General features: G+C 38.4%; 18 protein-coding genes. 8 read left to right on the forward strand and 10 right to left on the reverse strand.

Going from position 1 to position 26,352, the window contains the following annotated elements:
- Window positions 1–196 precede the first annotated feature (196 nt).
- Window positions 197–1,363 (reverse strand): DUF3103 family protein, encoded by a 1,167-nt coding sequence (locus Q0954_RS08830; protein ID WP_299455984.1) that lies wholly within the window; start codon window positions 1,361–1,363, stop codon window positions 197–199.
- Window positions 1,364–1,691: 328 nt separating this feature from the next.
- On the opposite strand from Q0954_RS08830, the gene Q0954_RS08835 reads away from it, so the two are divergent.
- From Q0954_RS08835 to Q0954_RS08850, 4 genes are all read left to right on the forward strand, one after another.
- Window positions 1,692–2,762, forward strand: a complete 1,071-nt coding sequence (locus Q0954_RS08835) for a phosphotransferase family protein (RefSeq protein WP_299455985.1) — start codon at window positions 1,692–1,694, stop codon at window positions 2,760–2,762.
- Window positions 2,763–2,928: 166 nt separating this feature from the next.
- Window positions 2,929–3,768, forward strand: a complete 840-nt coding sequence (locus Q0954_RS08840; protein ID WP_299455986.1) for a DUF2071 domain-containing protein — start codon at window positions 2,929–2,931, stop codon at window positions 3,766–3,768.
- Window positions 3,769–4,195: 427 nt separating this feature from the next.
- Entirely contained in the window at window positions 4,196–5,686 is a 1,491-nt protein-coding gene (glpK, locus tag Q0954_RS08845; protein ID WP_299455987.1) for a glycerol kinase GlpK, read from the forward strand.
- A gap of 251 nt (window positions 5,687–5,937) precedes the next feature.
- Window positions 5,938–7,584: a glycerol-3-phosphate dehydrogenase/oxidase gene (locus Q0954_RS08850; protein WP_299455988.1), complete on the forward strand. Its 1,647-nt coding sequence runs from the start codon at window positions 5,938–5,940 to the stop codon at window positions 7,582–7,584.
- A 192-nt stretch (window positions 7,585–7,776) separates the two neighbouring features.
- On the opposite strand, the gene Q0954_RS08855 is transcribed toward Q0954_RS08850, so the two are convergent.
- Window positions 7,777–9,615 (reverse strand): leucine-rich repeat domain-containing protein, encoded by a 1,839-nt coding sequence (locus tag Q0954_RS08855; RefSeq protein ID WP_299455989.1) that lies wholly within the window; start codon window positions 9,613–9,615, stop codon window positions 7,777–7,779.
- Between the two features lie 522 nt (window positions 9,616–10,137).
- The gene (leuS, locus tag Q0954_RS08860) at window positions 10,138–12,945 is read right to left on the reverse strand and encodes a leucine--tRNA ligase (RefSeq protein ID WP_299455990.1); all 2,808 of its coding nucleotides are present in this window, start codon (window positions 12,943–12,945) and stop codon (window positions 10,138–10,140) included.
- A gap of 713 nt (window positions 12,946–13,658) precedes the next feature.
- Here leuS and Q0954_RS08865 point away from each other — a divergent pair.
- The gene (locus tag Q0954_RS08865; protein ID WP_299455991.1) at window positions 13,659–13,835 is read left to right on the forward strand and encodes a helix-turn-helix domain-containing protein; all 177 of its coding nucleotides are present in this window, start codon (window positions 13,659–13,661) and stop codon (window positions 13,833–13,835) included.
- Window positions 13,836–15,969: 2,134 nt separating this feature from the next.
- On the opposite strand, the gene Q0954_RS08870 is transcribed toward Q0954_RS08865, so the two are convergent.
- Entirely contained in the window at window positions 15,970–16,890 is a 921-nt protein-coding gene (locus Q0954_RS08870) for a hypothetical protein (RefSeq protein WP_299455992.1), read from the reverse strand.
- 372 nt (window positions 16,891–17,262) lie between these two features.
- On the opposite strand from Q0954_RS08870, the gene Q0954_RS08875 reads away from it, so the two are divergent.
- Window positions 17,263–17,685, forward strand: a complete 423-nt coding sequence (locus Q0954_RS08875) for a hypothetical protein (RefSeq protein WP_299455993.1) — start codon at window positions 17,263–17,265, stop codon at window positions 17,683–17,685.
- 27 nt (window positions 17,686–17,712) lie between these two features.
- On the opposite strand, the gene Q0954_RS08880 is transcribed toward Q0954_RS08875, so the two are convergent.
- Complete coding sequence (locus Q0954_RS08880) at window positions 17,713–18,588, reverse strand: alpha/beta hydrolase (protein ID WP_299455994.1); 876 nt, start codon at window positions 18,586–18,588, stop codon at window positions 17,713–17,715.
- 16 nt (window positions 18,589–18,604) lie between these two features.
- The gene (gene rsmH, locus Q0954_RS08885) at window positions 18,605–19,516 is read right to left on the reverse strand and encodes a 16S rRNA (cytosine(1402)-N(4))-methyltransferase RsmH (protein WP_299455995.1); all 912 of its coding nucleotides are present in this window, start codon (window positions 19,514–19,516) and stop codon (window positions 18,605–18,607) included.
- Between the two features lie 203 nt (window positions 19,517–19,719).
- Here rsmH and Q0954_RS08890 point away from each other — a divergent pair, with 203 nt between their 5' ends.
- Window positions 19,720–20,307 (forward strand): redoxin domain-containing protein, encoded by a 588-nt coding sequence (locus Q0954_RS08890; RefSeq protein WP_299455997.1) that lies wholly within the window; start codon window positions 19,720–19,722, stop codon window positions 20,305–20,307.
- 57 nt (window positions 20,308–20,364) lie between these two features.
- On the opposite strand, the gene Q0954_RS08895 is transcribed toward Q0954_RS08890, so the two are convergent.
- Window positions 20,365–21,819, reverse strand: a complete 1,455-nt coding sequence (locus Q0954_RS08895) for a carotenoid oxygenase family protein (RefSeq protein WP_299455999.1) — start codon at window positions 21,817–21,819, stop codon at window positions 20,365–20,367.
- A 68-nt stretch (window positions 21,820–21,887) separates the two neighbouring features.
- The gene (locus Q0954_RS08900; protein WP_299456001.1) at window positions 21,888–23,120 is read right to left on the reverse strand and encodes an acetyl-CoA acetyltransferase; all 1,233 of its coding nucleotides are present in this window, start codon (window positions 23,118–23,120) and stop codon (window positions 21,888–21,890) included.
- Window positions 23,121–23,309: 189 nt separating this feature from the next.
- On the opposite strand from Q0954_RS08900, the gene Q0954_RS08905 reads away from it, so the two are divergent.
- Window positions 23,310–23,948: a TetR/AcrR family transcriptional regulator gene (locus Q0954_RS08905; RefSeq protein WP_299456002.1), complete on the forward strand. Its 639-nt coding sequence runs from the start codon at window positions 23,310–23,312 to the stop codon at window positions 23,946–23,948.
- A gap of 63 nt (window positions 23,949–24,011) precedes the next feature.
- Here the strand turns inward: Q0954_RS08905 and Q0954_RS08910 are convergent, their stop codons facing one another.
- Together Q0954_RS08910 and Q0954_RS08915 are read right to left on the reverse strand one after the other, a co-directional pair.
- Entirely contained in the window at window positions 24,012–25,115 is a 1,104-nt protein-coding gene (locus tag Q0954_RS08910; RefSeq protein ID WP_299456003.1) for a hypothetical protein, read from the reverse strand.
- 129 nt (window positions 25,116–25,244) lie between these two features.
- Window positions 25,245–25,946: a head GIN domain-containing protein gene (locus Q0954_RS08915; RefSeq protein WP_299456004.1), complete on the reverse strand. Its 702-nt coding sequence runs from the start codon at window positions 25,944–25,946 to the stop codon at window positions 25,245–25,247.
- Window positions 25,947–26,352 lie beyond the last annotated feature (406 nt).

Consider the following 26,352-nt stretch of genomic DNA (forward strand, 5'->3'; position numbering starts at 1 on the left):
CTGTATGCCATTTCAGCCCAAAATAATAACAGGTATTTAGAGTTTGTTATCGTCAAAAAATACCCCCTGTTTGAATAACTTAACAGAGGGTAACTTTAAAATATATTGTGTAGAATACTTGAAGATTAATAACTAAAAATGAGTGTAATATTTATAAGGGTAATTTAGATGTTGTAATGCTGTGAAGCATTAGTAATTAATTGGCTGGAATAAAAAATGGCGTCAAATCTACATTTGCATTGCCACCAGCACCATTATAATTGCGATAAGTTCTATTCTTTTCTATAGTATAAAACGAATCAATGTAGTCATCATCATTGGTAAACCAAGCATCGGGCATTGCTTGAATAATGGCATTAGCAATTTGCCCTAAGGCACTTACTATGGGTACCTCAGTAAGCAAACCAGTAATTTTAAACACGCCATCTACAATCACTGCTACCATATCTTTGTAATTATGGTTATCATCTTTTTCAAACAACTGTATATTTGCTGCCTGGTAGTCGTAGTCATCCCAGAAAAGCAACACTTGATTTGGGTAATAAGTTTTGCCATCTGTATCTAAGTAATACATTGGAATTACATTGATTTGGGCTTCTTTTTGGTTGCCGCGAATACCAGAAGTGATCGCATACACCTCTGCCGATCCACTAATCCAAGGCTCTTGGTCATCGTTCAAGCGAATACGGTCTAACTTGGTGGTTTCCAAACCAGAAGCTGTTGTTCTTTTTTTGGCTGCTGTGCGTTGGGCAAAGTTTTGTAACCCCTTCTTCTTTAATTGTTTATTCATGTAAGCAACTTCTACCTTTAATGCTTCAAAACCATCGGTTTCTACTACTATTACTGGTACTTCAGGAGCCTTGAAAGGGTCAAGATACACCACTTCTTTCTGAAGGTTATAAGCTTTTACTTTGGTCCATTCGGCTTCATCTTTTTGGGTAGGCGCATAGGCTACCAACAATTTAGAAAAATCTATTCCAGCAGTAGGTTGGTGCAGCCATAACTCAGGCACTTCTACATTATCAGGAGCATCTACATTTTTGTAAGTAGCTTCTGCATTAGTTACCACTTGGCGCAGTTGCTGCGTAGCCGTGTTGCTTACCCCTTCAGATTTTACCTGGTCTAGTATTGTAGCAAGGGCTACACTAGGTTGTTGAGCCTTAAGTGAGTTGATAATGCTACTGCGACTAGACTTTTGATTGAGCAAGTCTATTACATCCAGGGCTATTTTATCTTTGTTGATTGATTTACTAGTAGTGGGAACGTTTTTTTCAGGTGCTACTTCTGATTGTTGTTGACAGCTTGCCAAAACAGTGATAAAAGCCAGACATATCATCCAAGCTTTAAGTTTTAAGATATTCATTTTGTTATGTTGTTAGTTTAGTTAATTAATCTTCTGTTGATGTATTCTTTTAAAGTAATAGCAAATAAAAAAATCAGTTTTTCAAAACAAAATTTGGAAGGAAGTTTTTTTGACCATTAGTTAGTTTTTTTCTGGTGGGTCAGTTTCTACATGATAAAAGGTGGCTGATAGTTATTTATTATTTTCAGTACCCTCAAAGTCAAAGCAGGTAATTCATTGGGTACCCATAGCCAAAAGCGAACTACTAAAAACTATAGTTTTTAAAAAAATATACTTAATTTAACAGTTAAACATTACCTTACTTATTTTAAATAAACTTACTTGGCAGATGGAGCAACCCCAAATTGATGAAGCACGCGCAATACGTAAAGGAGAAGAATTAAATACAGAAAAACTTCAGGCTTTCCTAAATGAAGAATTAAACATGGGAGATGCCTCTCTGGAAATTGCCCAGTTTCCGAGCGGCTATTCAAACCTTACCTATCTATTAAAACTAGGAGACAAAGAACTTGTATTACGTCGGCCACCCTTTGGAGCTGAAAAAATAAGCAAAGGGCACGACATGGGCAGAGAGTATAAAGTATTGTCAAGGTTAAACCCTGTATACCCCAAAACCCCCAAACCTTTGGTATATACCGAGGACAGTTCTATCATTGGAGCCCCTTTTTATATTATGGAACGTGTCAAAGGCACCATCCTAAGAGCCAATCAAAAGGTAGATATGTCACGGCAGGAAGCCCGTATTTTGTCCGAAAATTTTATACACAATTTGGCAAGACTCCATAAAATTGACGTAAATGAAACAGGGCTTATAGAGTTGGGCAAACCAGAGGGGTATATGCGCCGTCAGGTAGAAGGGTGGATTGAACGTTATAAGAAGTCGCAAACAGATGATATTCGTGATATGGACGAGGTAATACAATGGTTTCCAGACAATATACCCGAAACCAAGTATACTTCTTTTATTCACAACGACTACAAGTATGACAACATAGTGCTCAACCCTGAAGACCCTACCCAAATAAAAGCCGTGCTCGACTGGGAAATGTCTACCGTTGGCGACCCGCTCAGCGACCTTGCCACTACCCTTGCTTACACTACCGAGTCTACCGATCCTGAACCTCTTAGAATGTTTGGTATTCGTGCTTTTGAGGGGGTAATGAGTCGTGATGAAACTGTACGACGTTATGAGGCAGCCAGTGGTATAAAAACCGAAAACATGGTTTTTTATTTTGCTTTTGCCACCTTTAAGCTAGGTACTATTTGTCAACAGATTTACTATCGTTACAAAGAAGGCTTTACCAAAGACCCGAGGTTTGCCCCGCTCATATTTTTGGTAAAAGCCACCGCCAAGCTCTCTGCCAGTGCAGTGCGTAATGGTAGAATAAGAGATATTTAGGGAACAACCAACAAATAGTATACGCATTTGATGGTTGATATTTCACCCTGATGCTTCGTTAAATTTATTGACCATAGCTATGGCTATGCTCGCAACCGTCGCACAGGCTGGCTCAACAGCCACTGGCTGTTGCCATCTTGCCTCAAGGCAAAACCTCTACCCAAAAATGGGTACTTTATTTACTGATTACTCCCTTAAAGTGTTAGACAAACAAGTAAAAATGAGCTACCAGGATAAACTCAATCAAAGGGTAAGTACCAACATTAAAGAGGGGCGTTGGTCGGCTGAAACTACATTGGATCATTTTGCACTGGTGAACTACGCCTTACCTTTGGCTCGGTTGCGTCCATTGATTCCTGCACGCTTTGGCATTCCCACGTATGAAGTAAACGATGAACTTTGCGCTTTTATAAGTGCGGTGCCATTTATAGATCGTGATTTTCACTTCCCTCATGTATATCCTTCACCCCGTTATCATTTTGGGCAAATCAATTACCGGGCTTATATTACTGACAAAGAAACTGGCGAGGATGTGGTTTGGTTTTTTGGTACAGTGCTAGGGTCGCATTGGTATAACCTGCCGCGTAGGTTATGGAAAATGCCTTGGTATTATGGCGACTTTTCTACCAGTTTTCATTATGACCATAAAGACGGCTACCAAACCTATAAGATAAACATAGACTCTGTTTGGGGCAAAACCAGGATAGAACTCAAAGATACAGCAGAGGCAGTTACTACAGCTGAGGGCTTCGATAGTATTAGCCAAATGAAGCTATTTTTAACCCACCCTATTCAAGGGTTTTACTACAGAACCAACGGCAAGATCGGTACTTATCGAGTGTGGCATCCAGAGATGCGATTGACCAATGCTGTGGGTGAATATTTATATTTTGAGCCGTTCGAAAATCTCAAGTTATTGTCGCGCGAAGAAATGCGTTATCCTCATTCCGTGTTTATCTGCCCCGAAATATTATTTAGGGTCGAGCTACCCCCCAGAGAAGTTTAAGTGAAAACACCCTGCCAGGGTTGATAAAAGACAACTAAGGTGATTTGGTTAGGAAAACGGTTTGTATGCTTTGCCTGAGTCAACACTTACCTGAAAATGGTTTTACTACAAAAAAATAATGTAGGATTTTTCGGTATTGAATAGTTTAGACTGAATAACCAACTATACTATAATGTATTTTGTAAGTGTATTAAAAACCACCACTTTGCCCCAAAAGGTAACTTACCCAATTTTACCCATCTATTGTATTTTAGTGATGTATGTCTGCATATTCATACTTTAGAGTAAGCTTGTAAGCAAAATATTACAGTTTTACCTAATACAATTACCTTAAAGTACGGCATCTGCTTTAAATGTTGATAATCTAAACCAAAAAAATACCTAAATTGCCCGCCAATTTTAAAAACACCTGACAAGCCAATACACAATGAAAAATAAATACATAGTAGCCCTTGACCAGGGAACCACCAGCAGCAGAGCTGTATTGTTTGATGCCCAAGGAGATTTGAAAGGGATGGAACAAAAAGAGTTTACTCAAATATTTCCTCAAGCTGGTTGGGTAGAACACGACCCTATAGAAATATGGGATTCGCAATGGGAAGTTTTTCGCAGGCTAATGCACGAAAACAAAATCACCTTAAATGATGTGCAAGCTATAGGCATTACCAACCAACGTGAAACAACCGTAGTTTGGGACAGAACCACAGGAGAACCTGTGCACAATGCTATAGTATGGCAAGACAAACGTACTGCGGATATTTGTGAAGAGTTGAAAAGTAAAGGGTTGACTGATTATATCAAAGAAAATACGGGCTTGGTAATAGACTCTTATTTTTCGGGTACCAAAGTAAAATGGATTCTTGATAATATACCCAATGCCCGATCGAAAGCCCAGGAGGGAGAACTATTGTTTGGTACAATAGATACTTGGCTTATATGGAAATTGACCAATGGAATGGTGCATGCCACCGACTATTCTAATGCGTCACGTACTATGTTGTACAATATCAAAACCCTTGAGTGGGACAAAGAGTTATTGGAAGCCTTAGACATTCCTGCCTCTATGTTGCCTGAGGTCAAAAACTCGTCTGATCATTATGGTGATTTATACTTTGAGGGCGAAAATGCACCCATTACAGGAGTAGCTGGAGATCAGCAAGCGGCTTTGTTTGGGCAAACTTGTTTTGTGCCAGGTATGGCAAAAAACACCTATGGCACTGGTTGCTTTATGTTGATGAATACAGGCAAAGACCCAGTAAAGAGTCAATCAGGATTACTCACTACTATAGCCTGGGGGCTCAATGGCGAGGTAACTTATGCCTTGGAAGGGAGTATTTTTATTGCCGGAGCTGCCATACAATGGCTGCGTGATGGCTTAAAGCTTATCGATGCTGCTCCTGATTCGGCTTATTTTGCTGCCAAGGCAGGAGATGCCGATGGAGTATATGTAGTGCCCGCTTTTGCTGGATTGGGTGCTCCATACTGGGACATGTACGCCCGTGGAGCTATTTTTGGACTTACTAGAGACACAGATAAAAATCACTTGGTAAAGGCTACACTGGAGTCGCTTGCTTACCAAACCAAAGATGTGTTGGAAGCGATGCAAAAAGATGCCGAAATAGACCTTAAACGTTTGCAAGTAGATGGTGGAGCTTCTGCCAATGATATATTGATGCAGTTTCAGGCAGATATATTAGGAGTAGAAGTGGAGCGCCCTCAAGTTATAGAATCTACTGCTTTAGGTGCGGCTTATTTGGCGGGCATTTCGGTGGGCATGTGGCGACAAGACGAAATTGCCAAAACCCGTGATGTAGAAAAGTGGTTTACTCCTGAAATAAATCCGGCAAAACGTAAAGAGCTATACAAAGGTTGGAAGAAGGCAGTAGAACGTACCATGGGCTGGAACGAAGATAAGTAGTAGTGGGTGCTGCTAATACAGAAAAATGGTGGGTGATTATAGTCCACCCAGTATATCCACAGCTAACCACTTGCTACTTTATCTTACGCAAGTTATTGTATATCAGACAACGCGTGAAGCAGGCAGAGTATGACTAAAATCAACTATGTGTAATTACATTCTTTCTTGGCAGCACCAGGTGAAAAACCAAGCACCAAGTACCTACAACCAAGCATTGAAAAGGCGCTATAGACTAAAAGAAAAACAACATAATGAATTTATTGTCATCAAAAAACCGTCAGGTACTATTAGATAAACTCTCTGAAGAGACTTATGATTTGTTATTGATAGGAGGAGGAATTACTGGGGCTGGCATTGCCCTGGACGCAGCTTCAAGGGGCTTGAAGGTAGCCCTGATCGACAAACAGGATTTTGCCCAAGGTACCAGTAGCCGATCTACCAAATTGATTCATGGTGGACTACGTTACTTGAAACAAGGAGAAATAAAACTGGTAAAAGAAGTGGGTAGCGAACGAGCCATTGTGCATAAGAACGCCCCACACTTGGTCATTCCTGAAAAAATGTTGCTTCCATTGGTACAAGGGGGTAACTATGGAAAGTTGATGACATCTTTTGGTTTATGGACTTACGATTTGCTGGCTGGGGTAAAAGGAGACGATCGTCGTAAGATGTTATCAAAAAAACAAACCCTTGAAAAAGAACCTTTGCTAAACCCAAACACGCTCAAAGGAGGAGGATATTATGCTGAGTACCGTACCGATGATGCCCGACTGACTATAGGTGTGATAAAAACTGCAGCAAAATACGGCGCCTTGTGTGCCAACCACTGCGAAGCCACCAAACTAGTGTATAAACGCGAGCAATTGCAAGGGGTAGAGGTAACCGATCAGCTGACTGAACGTATTTTTACCATCAAAGCTCAATACGTGGTCAACGCTACAGGACCTTGGGTAGACACTATTCGCAAAGAAGATAACTCGCTCAAGGGCAAACGCCTTCACCTTACCAAAGGAGTACATTTGGTGGTAAGTCATGAGAAATTGCCGCTCAAACAATCTTTGTATTTTGATGTACCTGATGGCCGAATGATTTTTGCGATTCCACGTGGCAAAATCACCTACATAGGCACTACTGATACCAACTATAAAGGTAAAATGGAAGAACCACGCACTACCCTGGCCGATGCTGAGTATTTGCTTAACTCAATCAATGATACCTTTCCAGAAGTTAACCTCACACTCAACGACATAGAGTCGAGCTGGGCTGGTTTGCGCCCACTGATCCATCAAGAGGGTAAATCACCTTCTGAACTTTCGCGTAAAGACGAAATATTTGAGTCGGCTTCAGGGCTAATTTCTATTGCAGGGGGTAAACTGACGGGCTATCGAAAAATGGCGCAACGTGTGGTAGACTTGGTAGTGCGTAAAATGAAACGGAATGACAAATGCCAAACTAAAGGTATTACAATTATAGGTGGAGAGTTTGGTTCGGCAAAGGCAGTCAACGACTATATAGCTCAAGTAAGTCAACAATTAACCACAGAAGGCTTTGAAGATTATACGGCGGGATACCTGGTGGGTACTTATGGAAGTCAAACCAAAGATATATTGGGAAAATATGCTGCGCAAAAACAAGAAAATCCCCCTTACTCACCTCAATTATGCCTGGCAATGGCTGAACTACATTTTTGTCTTGAAAATGAAGCGGTACATACTTTAGGCGATTTCTTTAACCGACGAACTGGAAGGCTGTATTTTGATATTCATTCGGTAAAAGAACTCGTAGAAGCCATTGCTCAAGAGCTACAAATAGAGCTTGGCTGGACAGAAGGAGTATTGCAACAAAACCGCATTGGTTTGCAAAAATTGATGGAGCAACTAGAAACTTTTGCCAGGTAAAAAATAACTAGAGAGTCTCTTGTTTGAAAAGCTTTTTTGATGAATTGTTTCATTGAAAAGGCTTTTTTTATGGATATAAAATCAGTAGATGAAAGAAATACTAAAAAGCAGAAGTGATTTCCTGCTTTTTATCCTGAAGCAAATTTAGCCAACATACTTTAAAGCTTATTTTGGAGACAAAATGTTCACTTTTTAATAAAAAGTAATCTTACAATTAGGCAAAGTGGCCTGAAGTGCCTCTACATCTTGTTGGTCAAGGTCATTCTCGCTTATATCAAGAATAGTCAATTGATTGAAAGCCTTCAGTTCTTCGGTAGAAGTAATTTTATTGTTTTGTAACTTGAGCGATTGTAACTTGCGTAGATTGGCCAAAGGCGAAATATCTTCAATGCGGTTATTGCTTAGGTTAAGTTCTGTAATTTTATCCAACTTACCCAGTGTATTGATATTACTTACCTTATTATTGTTCAAATTGAGTTTTTGTAAACTGTGCATTTTCTCGAAAATGACAGTATCTGTGATTTGATTATGGCTCAAATCTACCTTCTCAAGGTGAGTCAAGTCTTTTACAAAGCTGGCATCTATCAGGTACTTTCGGGTGATGCTTAGTTCGGCATTGTACAAAAATGCTTTGAGTTTGTTCTGCATGATAGAAACATTGTACAAAGATAATATTTCTAAATTAGTAAACCCTTTTAATATTCTTAATACCTCAGAATCTATCTTTTTGATAGATACATAGACCACATTTTTCATCCCTGAGAGCTTCAGGTTTCCAAATGGCTGGTTCGTTACGTTGGTGCTGAGCCGAAACTCCCCATCTAACTTGATAGCCCTATCATAATACATCTCTTGCAAAAAAGCCTCGGTTTGCTCTATGCCATCAAAATTTCCATCCTTGATGAAAGCATCATTCTCGAAAGCCTCTAGCGCGAGAAAGTATTCCAGAATAGATTTATGCGAAAACTTGTAACGCCCCTGTACGTCACGGTTAAGCAACGAACGACTTTTGAGTTCTAATTCCTGGAGGTCAACCTCTTGTTGTCGGGCAAAGTGTAATACCTCATTACCTTCAATAAAGAAACCTTCTCGTTTTTTATGGTTTTCGTAAATGTTGTTGGCTATTACCCGCGAAAATTTATACAATTGTTCCTGGTACTCTTGCTTACCCTTAGGGCGACGTTGCACCTCCCGGTGAATCCATTTTTTGATCAGTTCCTGGTAAATCTGGTAAGTACGTTCATATTTCTGACTACTTTCAATCAAGTCATCTATATAACTTAGCAGCATAGGACGCACCATCAGATTGGGCGATTGCCTGACTATTTCTTCGGCTTTCTGTTGTTTTTTCTTTCTAAAGAAGGAATACTTCTTTTTGAGGTACTTTTTAATATCCAAATCATCAAAAGGAGAAATATACAGCTTGCGAAAAACATACTCTCCGCCATTATCACCAAATTTAAGTACTCCTGTTTCTTTAGGCTCTTCCACCTCTGAGGGAAAAAACTGCGTGCGACAAGTGATGATGATTTCTTTGAAATCATTGGCTTTTTGCAAAATAAGCTTCAACCTCGATTGATAATCTTTAATGGCGTGGTTATCTTCATCAAATGCATCAAGCAACAAAATCGTTTTTTTTCGTTTATGGGGTTGTATTTTGTCTATTTCTGTCAATGCATCGGGGTACCCCAAGGGAATAAGTTCAATATTATCTGCGCCATTTTTTTTTATATAAGTAGCATACAGGTTAATCATAAAAGTTGTCTTACCCATCCCAGAGTCTGCCATAATAATAAAGAAGCGGTCAGTCTGACTTTTGTTATTAAATACCTTATCCATAAAAAATGGAATCAGACTTTCCTTAGTAGCAAAAGCATGTGTATGTCCGGGTTCGTGTTCTTTCGATGGTGCTATATTCTGGCATTGTGTGGGCACATAATACTCTGTGGCCTTTTTGATGTCATTGCGAGAATAAAAAGGGGCTAGTTGTTTTTGTAACTTCTTTTGTAATAAACTTCTAAATCCAAGCATAAGTCCTATTCTTTGCTGTATTCTCTTTGATGGTTATGATATAGTATGTTAAAAAAAATGCCAAAAAAAGATAAACCCCTCTTACAAATCGAAATTTTTGGCAATTACCAGTTTTGATACCCCCACAATACTGGCTTCTCATGGGAAATCATAGATCAATCAAAAATCACTAATAAAAAGCTAAAAATGAAGTGCTTGAATAATTTTTATTTTAAAAACAAGTACCAATACTACAGGGAGGATGCAAAAAGTTACATTAATCTGAGTTGATTTTAGTTTTTGCTGTACTTCAAAAAATGATCATAGTCATTACTAAGCAGGTTTTTAGGTATATATGAGCCCTTTCAAGAAATTTTATACTACCCAAGTTTTAATATATGTCAGGTAGGATTCATATTTTTCTAAAATCCACGAAACAGTCTCATAAATCAAAAAAGGCATCAGATAAAATTACCTGATGCCTTTTTTGAAAAACAAATTTATGCGAATTTGTTAGCTACGCCCTGTGAATGCTGTCGTCTACTATATCACCACATTTACAATACGCTTGGGTACCACGATTACTTTTTTGGGCGCTTTGCCCTCTAGCCACTTCTGTACAATCTCATTGGCAAGTACTTGTTTTTCTATATCACCCTTAGGCATATCTAAAGGTACATTAATAGTGGTACGTTTTTTACCATTGATAGAGACAGGGTATTCAAACGAACTCTCTTGCAAATACTTCTCATCGTGTGTAGGAAAGTTAGCCAAATGAATACTGGTTACGTGTCCCATCTTTGCCCAAAGCTCTTCAGCAATATGAGGAGCATAAGGAGCTGCAATCAATAATAACTTCTCCAGAATCTCGTGCTTGTTACACTTCGCATCGGTCAATTCATTCACACAAATCATCAAGGTACTTACTGGAGTATTGAAAGAAAAACGTTCTAAGTCTTCAGTAACTCGTTTGATTGCCTTGTGTATAATTTTTTGTTCGGCATCGGTAGGGGTATCCTGAGTTGTGTCAAATTTCCCTTGATCGTCAAAACTATGGAACAAACGCCACATCTTTCTGAAAAACTTATGTACCCCATCAATCCCTTTAGTATCCCAGGGCTTTGACTGCTCCAGCGGACCCAGAAACATTTCATAACAACGCAAAGTATCAGCACTATAATCAGCAATTACATCGTCAGGATTAATGGCATTATGATAACGTTTCCCCATTTTTTCAACCCGGCGATTGCAGTAAAAATTACCATCAGCATCGGCTACGAAGGTGGCATTTTTAAAATCTTCTGGCTTCCATTCACGCAATACCTCCAAGTCTAGCGTATCTTCACCCGTCAGCGCTTTCACTGTTACATGAATTTCTACCAAGTCTTCAGCCTCATAAGCGTCCTTTTGTTTGGCAGATACATATTTACTGGCGTCTTCTTTTAGTCTGTAGATAATTGCCGAATTACCCTGGATCATTCCTTGATTAATCAGCTTTTTAAAAGGCTCATCATACGGCAAGAAACCACGGTCGTTGAGGAAGTGCGCCCAAAAACGCGCATACAATAAATGCCCTACGGCGTGTTCGGTACCTCCAATATATAAATCTACCTGATTCCAGTAAGCCGCTTTTTCTTTATTTACAAACTCTTCGGCATTTTGGGCATCCATATAACGGGCAAAATACCACGAAGACCCTGCCCAACCAGGCATCGTAGTCAACTCGTAAGGGTATTTTCCTTGATACAGCCAGCCTTTGGCTCTACCCAAAGGAGGGTCTCCATCAGCTGTAGGCTTGTACTCGCTTATTTCGGGTAGAGTCAAAGGCAACTCTTCCTCTTTAATCATATAAGGCAGGTCATTTTTAAAATAAGCTGGTACAGGTTCTCCCCAATAACGTTGGCGGCTAAATACGGCATCACGCAAACGAAAGTTAACCTTGCCTTTACCAGTACCATCTGCTTCTGCTTTTTTAATCACTGCCTGAATAGCCTCCAGACAAGTCATTCCGTTCAAAAAGCCTGAATTAATCATGACATCGTCTTTGGTAGCGTTCGCCTCCAACACTTCGCCTTTTTCATCCAACCGAGTACTTTTTACTACGGCAGTTACTGGCAGGTCAAAATGACGGGCAAAACGGAAGTCGCGTTCATCGCCTCCTGGTACCGCCATTACTACACCAGTACCATACCCAGCCAATACATAATCGGCTACCCACAAGGGGGCTTTTTCGCCCGAAATAGGGTTAATTACATACGAACCAGTAAATACACCAGACACTCGCTTCACCTCACTTTGGCGTTCACGTTCCGAACGGTTTTTAGCCATTTCTACATAAGCCTCTACTTCGGTTTTTTGCTCAGGAGTAGTCAATTGTGCCACCAAATCGTGCTCAGGAGCCATCACCATAAAGGTCACTCCGTAGATAGTGTCGGGGCGGGTAGTAAAACAGGTCAAAGTAATCTCCTGTCCATCTACTTTAAAGTCCATTTCAGCACCATGCGACTTACCAATCCAGTTACGTTGCATTTCTTTCAAAGGGTCAGACCATTCTATCTGGTCAAGTCCTTGCAACAAGCGGTCAGCGTACGCAGTAATGCGCATAGACCATTGCTTCATCTTTTTGCGTTCTACTGGGTGGCCACCACGTTCCGATACACCATCTTTTATTTCATCGTTTGCCAATACTGTTCCCAGGGCTGGACACCAGTTTACTACTGAGTCTGCCACATACGTCAGGCGGTATTGCAACGATATTTTATATTTTTCTTCTTCAGTAAAAGCCTTCCATTCTTCTGCTTTAAACTCAACCACATCTTCGTCGCAAGCCGCATTAATTGATTGATTGCCAGTTTGCTCAAAAGCCGTATACAAGGTCTCAATAGCTTCTGCTTTGTTGGTATCATAATTAAACCACGAGTTAAACAGTTGCATAAAGATCCACTGAGTCCATTGATAGTACTCAGGACTGGAAGTCTGTATTTCGCGACTCCAGTCAAAGCAAAATCCTAGTTTTGATAATTGACTTTTGAAAGTCGCAATGTTTTGCTCTGTAGTAACGGCAGGGTGTTGCCCTGTGTCAATGGCATGTTGTTCGGCAGGTAAACCAAATGAATCGAACCCCATAGGATGTAGCACATTAAACCCTTTCATTCTTTTATAACGTGCCATAATATCCGACGCAGTATAGCCGAGTGGATGCCCTATGTGCAAACCTTTGCCCGATGGGTAGGGAAACATGTCCAAAGTATAATATTTTGGCTTGTTATGGTCTACCTCTGTTTTGTAAACACTATTTTGTTGCCAGTATTCCTGCCATTTAGGTTCTATTTGTTTGGGATCGTACACCATTGGTTTTGAGCTTTTTCTTATATAGTAATAAGGTTTATACCTCCCACTATTTGGGAGAATTGATGCTGAGGTGATATGTTTGATGGGCAAAACCCTGGCACATCACCTATTGTTGCATTATACATTACCCCACAAAAGAGGATAATCTTTGTAAAAACTAAAGATTCGCTTACAAAATTAGAAATTTTTTGAAAGCAGTCATTAATCCTTTGCTATTATTGTAGTAAGCTTGGGCAAAAAAAAACTTTGGCGAGCCACAGAAAAAAAGAAGTTACGCAAGTAGTATTACTTATGAAATTAGCCACTGATTAGAAATTTTTTTGAGTATTAATACTTAACTTTTTAAACTATATGATATGTAAGTATAATAAAACCAAGATGGCTTGTGAGGCAAGTGCTTGTATAAGTTGTGTGTTTAATGATGAATCTTTGCCGTTTTGACTTGGATATAGATACTTAATTTTGTTACTTAAATTTTAATTATTTCAAGTTTAATATTTTTTTTAAAGCTAAAGATAGACAAAGGGTAGACAATACCTTGCAAAACTAAAAAAAAGCTATTTTGTTTGTATTCAAGGCTTTATAACTTCTTAAACAAATGATTATAATAATCTAAGGATTGTTTGTATAGGCTTTTTAGCTTGATAAATATTTTGTAATTTTGGGCTTTAAATTTAAATATTACACTAACCCTTAACTCTGCTATTAAAACAATGAATAAAGTCAAGAGCAGGCAGCAAATTGCCGAGGAGTATGGCGTTTGCCGCAAAACTTTGTACAATTGGTTAAAACAAGAGAATATAAAACTTAAACATCGACTTGTTTCTCCAAAAGAACAAAAAGAGATTTATGACAGGCTGGGGATGCCCAATGAGTTAAACTACGTTTAGTGGTTCGCAGCTATGTAAAGCATTGGAGAATCAACCAAAAAATGTAAGTTGTGTGGTTATTTTACTAAAGAATTTATCAGAAATATAAATAGCTTAACCCTAATCACATCAGGCACACACAACTAACTATTTTAAAAAGATCTTTTGTTCAATGGTTGAGCGAAAGATCTATATCTTGAGAAACGTTACTGTCATCAAAACACCAAATATTGCAGTTTGGCAGATAAAACTGTTTTGATATCACGGCATGTTTTGCTTTTTTATACCCTAAAGGAAACCAACACCCATTTTTTATTGCCTCCCAAATATCACTTCATTACTTTGTTGATAAAAGGTCAGTTTCTAACAATCTTTGAGAAATATATCAGTTAGAGGTGTTTGAATGGGATAGACTATTTTGATGATTAGCGCAATCTTGGGCAGGTTTTCTCAGGCTTACCCACCATTACCCGGTCTTACACGCTGTATTTACCTACCTTTGTATCAATCAATCTCTAAAACTCTTGAAAAAGCATAAAGTGTGATATACCTTCTTTATGCTAAGAGTGATTTTGAAGTGTAACAATGTTTAGCATAACGCAGGAGTAACTTTATAGTACAAGTTCATTTTAAAAGTATACTCACAAACAAAAAGCTGGCAGTTATTTATAGACTGCCAACTTTTTTTAAAATATTGTATTTTCAGTACCAGTTATGATCGAAAAAGTTGGTTAGTTGAACCCGGTAGTAGGGGTGAAACTGGCTATATACCTGACTCGATAAATAGTAGTTGTTTAAAACAAAAAGCCAGCGTAGTAACTGGCTTTTTGTATTTTGTCACCTGTGCTTTTCTTCACTTATTGATAAAGGTTTATTTTTAATTTTTGGTGGGCTATAAAGTAGCCGAGGAATGTAGTACGACTGCCCTCTTTATTGGCCTACAAAACCAAACCATTATACTTGGGATAATATTCCTTAGGAATGGTGAGAAATTAAATTACCATTCTTGAGGTAGAGGTTTTGTTTTGAGACGAGGCTATTTTTTGCGCCCATAGCAGCGCTACGGGTAATAAAAATAACGAAGTATCAAGGCGAAAAATCACCCCTCAGAGTGTAAATTTATTTTTGAACAATTCCTTAGGAATGGTGTAAAAATAAAGTTCTATAGTAACGCCAAAATATTTTGTTGGCAGGAGAGGCAAAAAAACGCGGCATAGCAGCGCTACGACAAGTTTTTTTAACGAATTCTGTCAGCGAAAGATGAGGTTAAGAATGTAAATTTATTTTGGTACCATTCCTTATATATTTTTTATGTGTATTCTTATTTTAGAGCTTGTTTAGCTTAGCAAAGCTTAAAAGCAAGTCTCCAATGCTATTTCTTTATCCACCAGCCTCTTTTTTTTGATCCCTTTAAAGACATGTTTAATCTATACTTAAACAAAAATGGTTTTGGGGATGGATTTTGACTAATAGCCTGAATACCAACATTAATCAACCGAAGCTACAGCTTTGCTGTGCTGAGCTCAGCAAAGCTAATCCTGTAAATCCTAAAACCGAGTCTATTTATAAATCCCGATTCACCGGGGCAGCTTGCTGTGACGAGCTCACCGCAGGTAATCACTTTAATCTTAGTATAATAAGAAAACCATTTATTAGAAATATACTACTGGCAATAACGCTTACCTCTGGCATGCTTGCTTGTAATTAACAGCAACAAGAGGTAAGTCTTCAGGTTGTATTAAGAAAGGCTAATATTGTGATTGATCTTAACCACGATAGGCTGATAAAGCTATCAAAGACAAGTAGTGGAACCTTGGCAATAAGTCTTTGTTTATGTGGGACGAGGAAAAAGTGGGGCAAGTATTTCTTGCGCACTTTGTAGAAGATGATCAATAGATCAAGATTTTAAACAGAGAAATCCCTATTCCTACCAAGTTTATCCCTTTTGTGAATGTAACCGTAACCGTTAAAATTGATTCATGCGATGAAGAAATAGGGTATATGATTGTAGATCAATGTGCGCCCCCGATGCCAAAAGTGGGTGGGCAAGCTATAATGTAAATCAATACTTTTTGTTTAGTCTGAGCTGATAATATGACCATAAAAAAAGCCGAACATTACATTCGGCTTTTGCATTTGGGTGAGTCAGTACTTTCTATTTTCTTCCTTTTTTATAATCTCTGGTATAGTCATAAGTTTGTTGCCCTCTGGCGTTCCAGCGATAAAGGTCAAACGGTGTTTCTTTTTTGTTATAAAGCGTTTGATAAAAGCGACTGGGGTATTGCTCCATTTTTTTACGGTTTCCACCTTTATAATAATAAGTCCAGCGCTTTATTTTTTGGTTGTATTGATACTCCCCTTTGATAGCTATTCTGCCGTTGTCATAAAAGAAATAATACATCCCATGCTTTGTCTTATGATACATCGGAATCACTTCTTTTATTTTCTGCCCATTACTGCCATCATAATAGCTAATCTTGGAGTTTTTTCGCCAACCCCGGTTATACTTTTCCTTGGTTAATAAGATGTACTTACGGTCAAATTTTTCCCAGGTGCTGTGTTTCATACCCATAAAAAAATAACCTTTTTCCCTGAGCTTTTTGTTGATTTGTTTACGGTATAAACCATGTAGTAAGTATAGTTTAGCTCCTTTTTTGCGGCGAGCCTTTATTTTTGCCCATTTATCTGAACGTATTCTGCGACGTTTGGCGTCATAATAATAAATTTCCTGTACATATTTATCGCGGTCTTGTTCCAATTCAGGCCATTCAGCCAAATACCTTACAATTTTCAGTTCATAACGTCTGGAACGATTTCGAACGTAGGTTTTTTTAGTACTATACCCAAACCAACGCTTTTTATCACGCTTTTTCTTTTTACGTTTCTTTTTTTTACGCTTCTTTTTAATCCCCAGTAGTTCGTCCTCTTCTGTATCCAGATCTATCTCTGGAATACTATCTGTTTCCAATATATCTTTTTTGTTAGGGGTAGGAGTTTGGGCTAAGGTGTAGGGAGCCACCCCTCCAAGTAATAAAGTAAAAATAAATGCAGAAATGAAGTACTTATATCGATACATGTGATGGTAAAAATTCTATAGTTTAAACTTTATAATACTTTGTGTGATCACTATACTCTATACGTGTTGAGGTACAAAATTATGGAAAAAATAATCCAGAAACGTGAATCCTTTTAAAATATATTTGGAGAAATATAACAAATTCAAGATGCGTTAAGCGTGTTAACTTATTCAAACACCAACAGTGAGCGTACTTAAGAGGAAACTTTTTAAGTGTTTTAATTATTGTATAAACCTTAATTTATCATTAAGCGAGACAAGTAAACTCTTTTGAATTATTCAGGACAAAATAGGGAGAAGTATTGCTTGATTTTTGTTATTTAAGAAGGTTAAATTTCAATATAAGTATTTCTATAAATTAACCAAATAAACATGCTAAGTGAACAAGTGTTTAAACGAAAAGCCTTTTCTTATATTTCTAAGTTTTTTGTAGTAGTAGCGTTTACCTTTAGCTTGTCAGTAGACCTAAGCTATGGCTCTAGAGAGTTATTCCCTGGTTATAATATTGTAATGTTTGCAATGATTATATTGGCGCTGATAATGGGAGTTTGGGAGGCAACCACTCCATTAGTAATTATACAAGGCAAGCAATTAAGTCTAAACTTAACACTATTTACAGGTAAACAAAATATAGACTTAACCAAGGTCATAGATATAAGCATAAACTCTCGTCAAACCTTCATGACCTTATCCGATGAAGAAGATACGACTTTGCGTATACCATTAAGCCTTATACAAGGCGCAGCCAACAGAGATAATCTGATTGATATTGTGAAAGAAGAATTAGAAGTTTAAACAGGGGGGGAAAAACAATGAAGTGGTTTATGCTCCAAACGTTTCAGGAGTTAAAAATTTATACAGGTCAATGTTAAAACGAGAGGGTTGCTCATACTGTAAAAAATGCCCTGCCTTATTGTATAGCACAAGCGTGCTTTCTATTATTTGCTCTGTTCCCTTCCTGGCAACTTGTTCACTGTCCAAATGAGGATGCAAAAACCTGTTAGGAATAAGTTGATCATCTTTTCCAAAAAACACAAGTGTAGGTAGAGTAAGCAGGGACAAAAGGTCAAATACAGGAGCCTGCACCATGCCTCTTGCCGAGTTGACTAATATTTGGTATAAATAAGGGTTAGAGGTAAGCGAAAAAAAATCCCTGTTTAAATCCTGTAGCTTTGTGATTTCCTGAGGTTCCAAATCATAAAAATAGTTCTTCAAATTGAGTACCCACCTAAGATATTGTGAGTTGGCTATTACCTGACCTGGAGTAAATTGTGAGAGCCATTGTTTTTCAGCGTCATTGAATGTCTCAAACCCGGCAGGAGCTACCAGTACCAAGCGTGAAAACAGCTTAGCATATTGCAAGGCAAGTGTAATAGCGATTTGCCCACCCATAGAATGCCCAATTAACACCACCTCTTTAAGCGAAAGTTTTTCTATAAATTGTCGAACCGTTTGCGCATAAAAATCTATAGAATAGGCATAGTCTTTTTTTGCCGAAAATCCGTGTCCTGGCAAATCCAAGGCAACACATCGGTAATATTTTTTGAGTACATGAATGTTATTCTCCCATACAGGTATATGACTAGCAAAACCATGCACAAATAGCAAGGTTTGTGTACCTTCGCCTATTGTTATGTAGGCCAGGTCAATATGATCACCCACTATTACTTTTTGTATGGGATAAGAATAACTCACCATTGTCTGTAATCAAAAATTAAAATAACTTCTCAGCAATCCGTAATTTGGCACTTCTTGCCCGGTTGTTTAACGCTATCTCCTCCTCTTGTGCCGTAATTATCTTGCGGTTTATGGCACGCAAAGGCTTAAGAACATTCCCATACATATCTTTTTCAGCTTCCCCTCTAAACCTACCTTTTTGGATATAATTTTTCACTGGACGATCTTCCAGCGAGTGATAAGACATGACCACTAGCCTACCTTGAGGCTTAAGTACCTCTGCAGCTTGCTCTAGCATTTCTTCCAGTACTTTTATTTCCTCATTTACCTCAATTCTGAGTGCCTGAAATACCTGAGCAAAAAACTTAAACTCTTTGCCTCTTGGGGCGTGCCTTTTTACCGCAGATTTTAGCTCTTCTACTGTATTAATAGCCGCATCTTGGCGAGCCCTCACTATAGTACTAGCCACTGTTTTGGCATTTTTTAGTTCGCCATACATGCCCAATACCTTATGCAGCTCCGATTCATTGTATTCATTCACTACATCTTGTGCAGTTACCTCAATGCTTTCGCTCATGCGCATGTCCAAATAAGCATCAAAACGAGTAGAAAATCCTCGTTCAGGGGTGTCTATTTGGTGTGAAGAAATACCCAAATCAGCCAGAATTCCATCTACCTTGCTTACTCCATACATTTTTAGGTACTTTTTCAGGTAGCGAAAGTTTGCCCTGATTAAGTAAAATCCTGGGTGATCAATTTCTTTAGCTTCTTGCTTGGCGTCAGCGTCCTGATCAAACGCATACAATTTCCCCTGTTCACTGAGTTGCTCTAGTATAGCCTTGGAGTGCCCACCACCACCAAAGGTTACATCTACATAAACACCGTCAGGGTTGATTGCCAGCCCTTCTATACATTCCTTCAACATGACAGGTTGGTGGTATTCGCTCATAATACTCTCATTATTTAATTTAAAAGCAAAGTTAGGCAAACTTAAGGAAAGATAGCAGGTAAGCTTGTATCATAATGCATTGCTTTATCGAACATATAGGCGGTTTGACACCCTCAGAGTTTTGTATTGTCTAAAATTTTTTGCCTTCTGAGGCAAAAAGAAGTATATTTAAGTAATACAATTACAATAATAAAATACGACTTATGAGACTCTATACTGGACAAACTGCCCCCCATTTTTCTACAAAAGACATTACCGACAAACTTATTTCAATCGATGGACATTTTAAAGGGGAAAAAATATTTTTAGCTTTTTTACGCAACACCAAGTGTCCTTTGTGTAGTTGGCATTTATACCGTTTATCATTGATTATGGACAAGCTGCGTGAGCAAAACCTTCGGGCTATAGTAGTATATGAATCACGCAAACAAATGTTTCTGAAAAGTACTTTCTTTAAAGATAACTTATTAAAACAACCAAACTTACACATCATATCTGATCCTGACCGAAAACTTTACGACATATATAAAGCCGAAATTTCACCAGAGAAATCTACCCTGGAGGCTTTAAAGGCCGCAGGACGTATGCAAGACATTGCAAATGCCGAAAAAAATGGGTTTACAGGAGATGCCCTGGAGCCTGGTACCCACCCTGATGCTATACCTGCCGATTTTTTGATTGATGAAGATTTAGTTATAAGGCATGCCCATTATGGCAATGACTCTGGTGATCATATTGCGCTTGAGTTAGTAGAATCGTTTGCGCAAAACAATACTGTGATAACGAAATGATACCAAAAAATGCATTGTTGGAATTCTTGTTCAACAATGCATTTTTTCTTTGGTGTTTTAATTGAAAATCCGGTCGTTGTTTACCCAACAAGCATGAAATCCAAGTGGCACCCGTTGAGGAAGCTTAATGCGGGCAAGTGGTGCATCTGTGATATTTTTAGCATCCAGAATGATTACCTCTGACAAGTCAGTACGAGCATCTGTTACAAAACTAATGACATAGCCATCATCTTCATCTTTAGCGTTCGGCTTAGGAATGAAAGGCGATTCGCTGCCCGATACCCCATCTCCATACCAATGAGTTTCTGCTGTTTGTTTTTGAGTGTCATACTTTACTATGCCGTCAAATCTCAGTTTTTCCGATAAGTCAAGGTGTTGGTTATAAGCAAAGCGTGACTTTCGCCCCAAGTATTGACTATTCATTAAAGGAAACTCTGTACTTCTATCATCTAAGGCATACTCCTTGGTTTGTCCCGTTTTCATATTAAAGTGATAACGGTACAAATGCGCATCTAAACGTAAGTAGGCATTTAGTTTCTCTTCTGGAGTAGCATTTGGTGGCAGTTTTTTTTGCGGAGTTGGTTCAGGGTTAATACAACAATCCATAATAATTTCATCGCCTTCTTCCCAAGCATTAATAGTATGATAAATATAGCAAGGTTTGGCTTCAAACCAACGCACCTGATCGGCAGTGCCAAAGCGAGGCAAAATGCCAAATCTGCTGGGTAGGTCACGCTGAAAAACAGGAGCAGCCTTTCCTTTACTCACCATTACATTCAAATCATAGATCAAAGGTAAATCCATCAAGATTGAATAATTTTCAGTAATAGCCATATCGTGTGGCACCCTTGGACCAGGGGTCTTTACTTTAGTAAAATGAGTTACTTTACCTGTGCCATCCACCACCCCATAAGCTATATAAGCTTTGGTAAGTTCATAATCAAAAAACATCATTTCATTACTGTGTTCGTCTACCTTTACATGTGCCATTGCTTTAGACTGTAACGTTCCTCCAAAACTTTCAACCCCTTTGGTTTCTAAGGTTACCGGGTCTATAGCATACAAGTCTCCGCACATATACCAACCTGCCAGCAATTTACCATTGTGGTAAGCCACTGCAGTATTGGCTGTATCTTTTAAAGGTACCCCCCTGTTCCACGGGCGATCTTTGTTTGCCGAAAAACGACCCATTAACCCCTGCCATAGCGACTTTTCGGCTTGAGTTTCTTCTTTAAAGTTGCTTGTACGTATCCAGCGGTTTCTATAAATAGCTTTTCCATTTTCTATCTGAATGGCATGCAGCATACCATCACCATCAAACCAATGGTAATGACCTTCGGGTTCAAACCGAGGATTGGGGCCATTACGTACATAAGTTCCATGAATGTCTTGCGGAATTTCACCTGTTACCTCAAGGTTATCTGCTACTATTTCTTCAAAAACAGGAGCATAAGGACCTAATAAGTAAGGATTGGCCATTTCCAAGGCATAATTCATTATATCATTCTTCATTGTGCAATAATTTTTAGTGAGTGTATTGTAAGGCACAAGCAAAAGCTCATTGCCTTTATTATTTTGTGCTAAACACCTACTACAAAGCTGGCAATTGTGGTAAAGCTTCCACCAATGTTGAGGATACCCACATTTTTAGCACCCTCCACCTGATAAGCTTCTGCTTGATTACTCACTTGTTTGTAGGCATCTAGTAGCATGCGTACACCAGTGGCCCCTACTGGGTGTCCTGCACCAATCAACCCTCCACTTGGATTTACTGGAATTGTTCCCCCAAGATTAAAAGAGCTGTTTTCTATCACTTTCCAGGCTTCACCAGGAGCAGCCAAGCCAAAATGCTCTAAGGCAACATATTCTGAGATAGTAAAACAATCGTGTGTTTCAATGGCATCAAGTACTTGAGGTGAGGGAAGGTTTGCTCTAGTAAGCGCCTCTTGAATAGTGTGGTGTAGGTGTGGAAAAGGATAAGCGCCTTGAGGTACTTTCTTTTGAAGTTTGTCCTGCAGTAGCATGGGAGCTGTTCTGTGCCCCCAACCTTTGATATAAGGGAGGCTTTCAAAACGAATGCCTCGTTGCTGAGCATATTTTCTAGCATAAGTTTCAGAAGCTAAAAATACAACTGCTGCTCCATCGGTTATCCTGCTGCAATCTGATTTTCGGATGCACCCCTCTATTACAGGGTTCAAGGTCGGGTCATTGCCAAAAACAGTAGATTCAAGTTTCCAATGTTGGGTTTGGGCAAGTGGGTTAAGCTGAGCGTTGGCATAATTATTTTGAGCAATTGCTGCCAAGTGTTCTTCCTTTAGCCCAAAATTATTTCGGTAATAGTCCGCAACCTCCGAAAACATAGCCACCCAAGGGTATTGAGCATTTTTAGCTTCTTGACCTACCCAGGCTGCTGCCCCCAAATAGTTAGCCGCAGTAGTGCCATCTACATTTCGCATCATTTCTACCCCTGCAACACACGCCAAGTCATACCATCCTGCTTCAATATCGCGCATAGCTGCTAACACAGCCATACTTCCTGATGCACAGGCTGCTTCGTGCCGAGCTGTTGGAATCCCCTCAAGGTCAGGGTGTATACTGGCAAACAGTCCCCCTAAGTGTCCCTGTCCACAAAACAATTCTCCCACAAAATTGCCTACATGAGCACATTGGATGTCACTCACTTTTAGTCGACTTTGATCCACTGCTACAACGAAAGCTTGTTTTAATATGTCATCAATACCTTTCCCTTCTCTATGCCAGTTGATAGCAAAGTTAGTTTGGGCACCATTTAATATATACACCTTGTGTTTCATTGATATGATGAGTTAGTGTTGAAGTAATAAAATGAACACAGTGTTCATTTTATTAACAATATAGATTTTTTAAATGATTTTGCAAAGCTATTACAAAGAAGAAGCGTATTACAAGCTGCACCAAAAGACAAGGATTATTTTCTGCCATCTTTTTGCTCGACAAATTCTTTTTATGATTTTTGTAGCACAATGAATGACACACTCAAAGAACAACAGCTGACTTATATTATTACCAAGGCAGAAGAGGTCTTTTTTATGAAAGGCTTTACTCATACTAACATTTCAGATATAAGTAAAGTCGCCAAGCGTAGCCGTACAACTATATATAGTTATTTCGAAACCAAAGAAAACTTGTACCTGGCTGTAATCTACCATTCCTTTTTAAAGTTTATCACAGTGTTAGAGCGGGTCAATGTAGAAGGGAAAAACGGATTGGAAAAAATACTGGCTTATAGTAAGGGGTACCTTGACTTTTGCCAACAATGCCCTAAACATCATCAAATCATACTAGACTACTATACATTGATTAAAACTAACCAATGGCGTGCTACCAATCAAATGACGTATGCTGGTAAAGTTCGAAAAATAGCTTTACGCCCTTTAAAAGTAATGATAACTGAAATTACAAATGGACAGCAAGACCATAGCATCACGTCAGAGTTGCCACCAGCTACTTTATTTATCAATATCTGGGCGCAATTGATAGGGATCACCCATTTATCTCAAAACCTGAAAAACCCTAATAGTTTTATTTTGTTAGATATAGAGCTAAAAGACTGGAGGCAAAACACTTTAAATATTATTCAAAACTTGCTCACCACAAAATAGAAGTAGGCATTAGGTGTAGACAACACCTAATGCCTATCATAAATTTATTAAAATAGACTGTACTTATTTATTCAAGCTTCGCATTACTTTGCCATACTCATGGTCAGAGCTAATCGTTTTAGCTACTTTTGTAAATTGTTTTTTGAGTACAGCATTATTGGCAGGCATTTTTTTTCCTACATTCACCAACACCTTAGCTTTTTCATGGTTGCTGTTAATCCCCATTGTTACATCAAGAATCGTTTTTAGTTGGAATTCACTCAACGGTGATTTAACCAATGCCTTTCTTAATATTTTACTCTTTTCATAGTCTGAGTTTATTTTCTTTACAGTATTGATAACGTTTACCATTTGTTGATCATTCAATGAGTTACTCACCAATATACTCCTGAGTACTTTACTTTTTTCATAATCAGAATTTATACTAATAGTAGAAACCAGCACTTTGTCCAAAGCTTTTTTACTAAGTGGCCTTTTAGATGTAATACTTCTTAACACTTTGCTTTTTTCATAGTCAGAATTTATTCCTATAGAAGCATCTATTACCTTTGCCATCAGTTGATCTGGTAAGTGTTGTTGCAAAGCCTTACGCAACGCTTTACTTTTTTCATAGTCAGAGTTGATATTTGCCACAGCTTTTACATAAGAAGAGGTCGTTTTCGCGTTTTGTAAAAACTTTTGGTGATTATTACGTAATATCTTGCCCTTATAATAATCAGACTTTATTTCTGTGCCTATTAGGTTCACAACATTTGTAAGTTCAGTGTTCTTTACTGGATGATTCCTTAGCAAATATTTAAAGTACTTATATTGAGCGTAGTCCTTTTCGAGTTGCTTAATTTCATCTAATACCGCACTAGTTCCTCCTTGTTTATAAAAACGAGCCACTCTAGACTCTGCTGCAAAACCACTTTCACGGATTAATTGAGGCAACTCATTTTCAAACCAGGTTCTTCCTTCTGGTTCATAACTTTTCTTTTTGCCTCGTACATAATAAGTATAAGTCAGTTTTCCCCCGGCTTCTGCCTTGATATATATTTCGTGGCTATTCTTTTTAAAACGAAAGTAGCCAAAATCAGAAATAGCAGCAATGCTTTTGTCATTATCGGCCAAGGTGATTTTACCCTCATAGTCAACAGTGATTTTATCACCGTTAGAGTTGTGCACATATTTATGTTTTTGCGAATATCCACATGTATATATAAAGGCAACCAATAATGTGGCTATGGACAGTTGGTAAATTGATTTCATGATATGATAAATTAAAATAGGTGTAGGTGTTTTAAAATTCACTATTTAGTTGGCACTACGAACGCTACCCGATCCACTGCTCTTGCTCATTATTTTAGATGGATTTCCTTTATACCTCACACTGCCCGATCCACTAATACGTGCAGTGATAGCATCTTTTACCTGTATACGTGCACTACCCGACCCACTTATTCTAACTGTAGCGGCTGTTGATGCCAATTCAAAAGCTCTAATGCTACCTGAGCCACTAATTTTAATAGACTGGTCATTTGCCTTGCCTGATATACGTAAACTCCCTGATCCTGAAATACTGGTCTTAAGATTTGTTACCGCTACTTGTGCTGTCAAGTTACCTGAGCCACTCACTGAAAGACTTAGTTGATTACCTTTTAAAGTTGATTTAGCAACTACCGAAGCCGATCCACCAATACCTATCTTATTTAAAGAACGGTAAGTAATCCATAGTTTTACATTTTTTCGACGTTTCCAGTTACGGTACCCCTTTTTCCATCTTATACGTAGCTTCCCATCCTCCACGTTAGTTTCTATTTGATTTAGCTCCACTCCGTTTGCTTCTATTCTTATCGATTCAGAACCTCCTTCACTAAGTTCTACCTTAGCTGCAAGACCAATACTTAAGCTATTAAAAGATCCTGGGGTACGGGTTTCAGTATTTTGGGCAGATAAATTAAAACTGAAAACCGCCAATAAGCACACAATTCCTAAAATTCTTAATTGATTTTTCATAAAATAATATGGGTTTAAATAGAATAAGTTTACCCCAATGACATAGAGCTAACCCAAAAGGTTGCAGTTATATAAACATCTCTGTTAGGGGAAGAGAAAGTGAGCGGTATGTAATAGGTATAAAAAATAAGTCCTGAGTTCTCAGTCCATATAGTAGGAATAGTCTTATGGATGAACGTAGTACTGAATATACTTCTAGAGACCTATAGCCCTTTACTAGCCAAGTATAGGTAAAACCACTAATTTAGTTTTTTTTGACGTAAGTGCTTGTAATTACTGACTAAAAGCCTACCTTTGCATTCACAAATTTCAAAGGGGATTTGTTTTACAGGAGTTGAAAAAGTGTAAAAAATGGAGCGGTAGAATTTACCGTTATTTTTTTGTTCAAGTTGTTGGATATTAAAAA

This window comes from uncultured Microscilla sp. (assembly GCF_947493425.1).
Classification (GTDB): Bacteria; Bacteroidota; Bacteroidia; order Cytophagales; family Microscillaceae; genus Microscilla.

Excerpts from the sequence above, each read along its gene's own strand:
- Q0954_RS08850 (WP_299455988.1), top strand. The coding sequence starts at position 5,938 with ATGAATTTATTGTCATCAAAAAACCGTCAGGTACTATTAGATAAACTC.
- Q0954_RS08890 (WP_299455997.1), top strand. The coding sequence starts at position 19,720 with ATGAGACTCTATACTGGACAAACTGCCCCCCATTTTTCTACAAAAGAC.
- Q0954_RS08880 (WP_299455994.1), bottom strand. The coding sequence starts at position 18,588 with ATGGTGAGTTATTCTTATCCCATACAAAAAGTAATAGTGGGTGATCAT.
- Q0954_RS08830 (WP_299455984.1), bottom strand. The coding sequence starts at position 1,363 with ATGAATATCTTAAAACTTAAAGCTTGGATGATATGTCTGGCTTTTATC.
- leuS (WP_299455990.1), bottom strand. The coding sequence starts at position 12,945 with ATGGTGTACGATCCCAAACAAATAGAACCTAAATGGCAGGAATACTGG.
- Q0954_RS08855 (WP_299455989.1), bottom strand. The coding sequence starts at position 9,615 with ATGCTTGGATTTAGAAGTTTATTACAAAAGAAGTTACAAAAACAACTA.
- Q0954_RS08905 (WP_299456002.1), top strand. The coding sequence starts at position 23,310 with ATGAATGACACACTCAAAGAACAACAGCTGACTTATATTATTACCAAG.
- Q0954_RS08840 (WP_299455986.1), top strand. The coding sequence starts at position 2,929 with ATGGGTACTTTATTTACTGATTACTCCCTTAAAGTGTTAGACAAACAA.
- Q0954_RS08835 (WP_299455985.1), top strand. The coding sequence starts at position 1,692 with ATGGAGCAACCCCAAATTGATGAAGCACGCGCAATACGTAAAGGAGAA.
- rsmH (WP_299455995.1), bottom strand. The coding sequence starts at position 19,516 with ATGAGCGAATACCACCAACCTGTCATGTTGAAGGAATGTATAGAAGGG.
- Q0954_RS08900 (WP_299456001.1), bottom strand. The coding sequence starts at position 23,120 with ATGAAACACAAGGTGTATATATTAAATGGTGCCCAAACTAACTTTGCT.
- Q0954_RS08875 (WP_299455993.1), top strand. The coding sequence starts at position 17,263 with ATGCTAAGTGAACAAGTGTTTAAACGAAAAGCCTTTTCTTATATTTCT.
- Q0954_RS08865 (WP_299455991.1), top strand. The coding sequence starts at position 13,659 with ATGAATAAAGTCAAGAGCAGGCAGCAAATTGCCGAGGAGTATGGCGTT.
- Q0954_RS08870 (WP_299455992.1), bottom strand. The coding sequence starts at position 16,890 with ATGTATCGATATAAGTACTTCATTTCTGCATTTATTTTTACTTTATTA.
- Q0954_RS08915 (WP_299456004.1), bottom strand. The coding sequence starts at position 25,946 with ATGAAAAATCAATTAAGAATTTTAGGAATTGTGTGCTTATTGGCGGTT.
- Q0954_RS08895 (WP_299455999.1), bottom strand. The coding sequence starts at position 21,819 with ATGAAGAATGATATAATGAATTATGCCTTGGAAATGGCCAATCCTTAC.
- glpK (WP_299455987.1), top strand. The coding sequence starts at position 4,196 with ATGAAAAATAAATACATAGTAGCCCTTGACCAGGGAACCACCAGCAGC.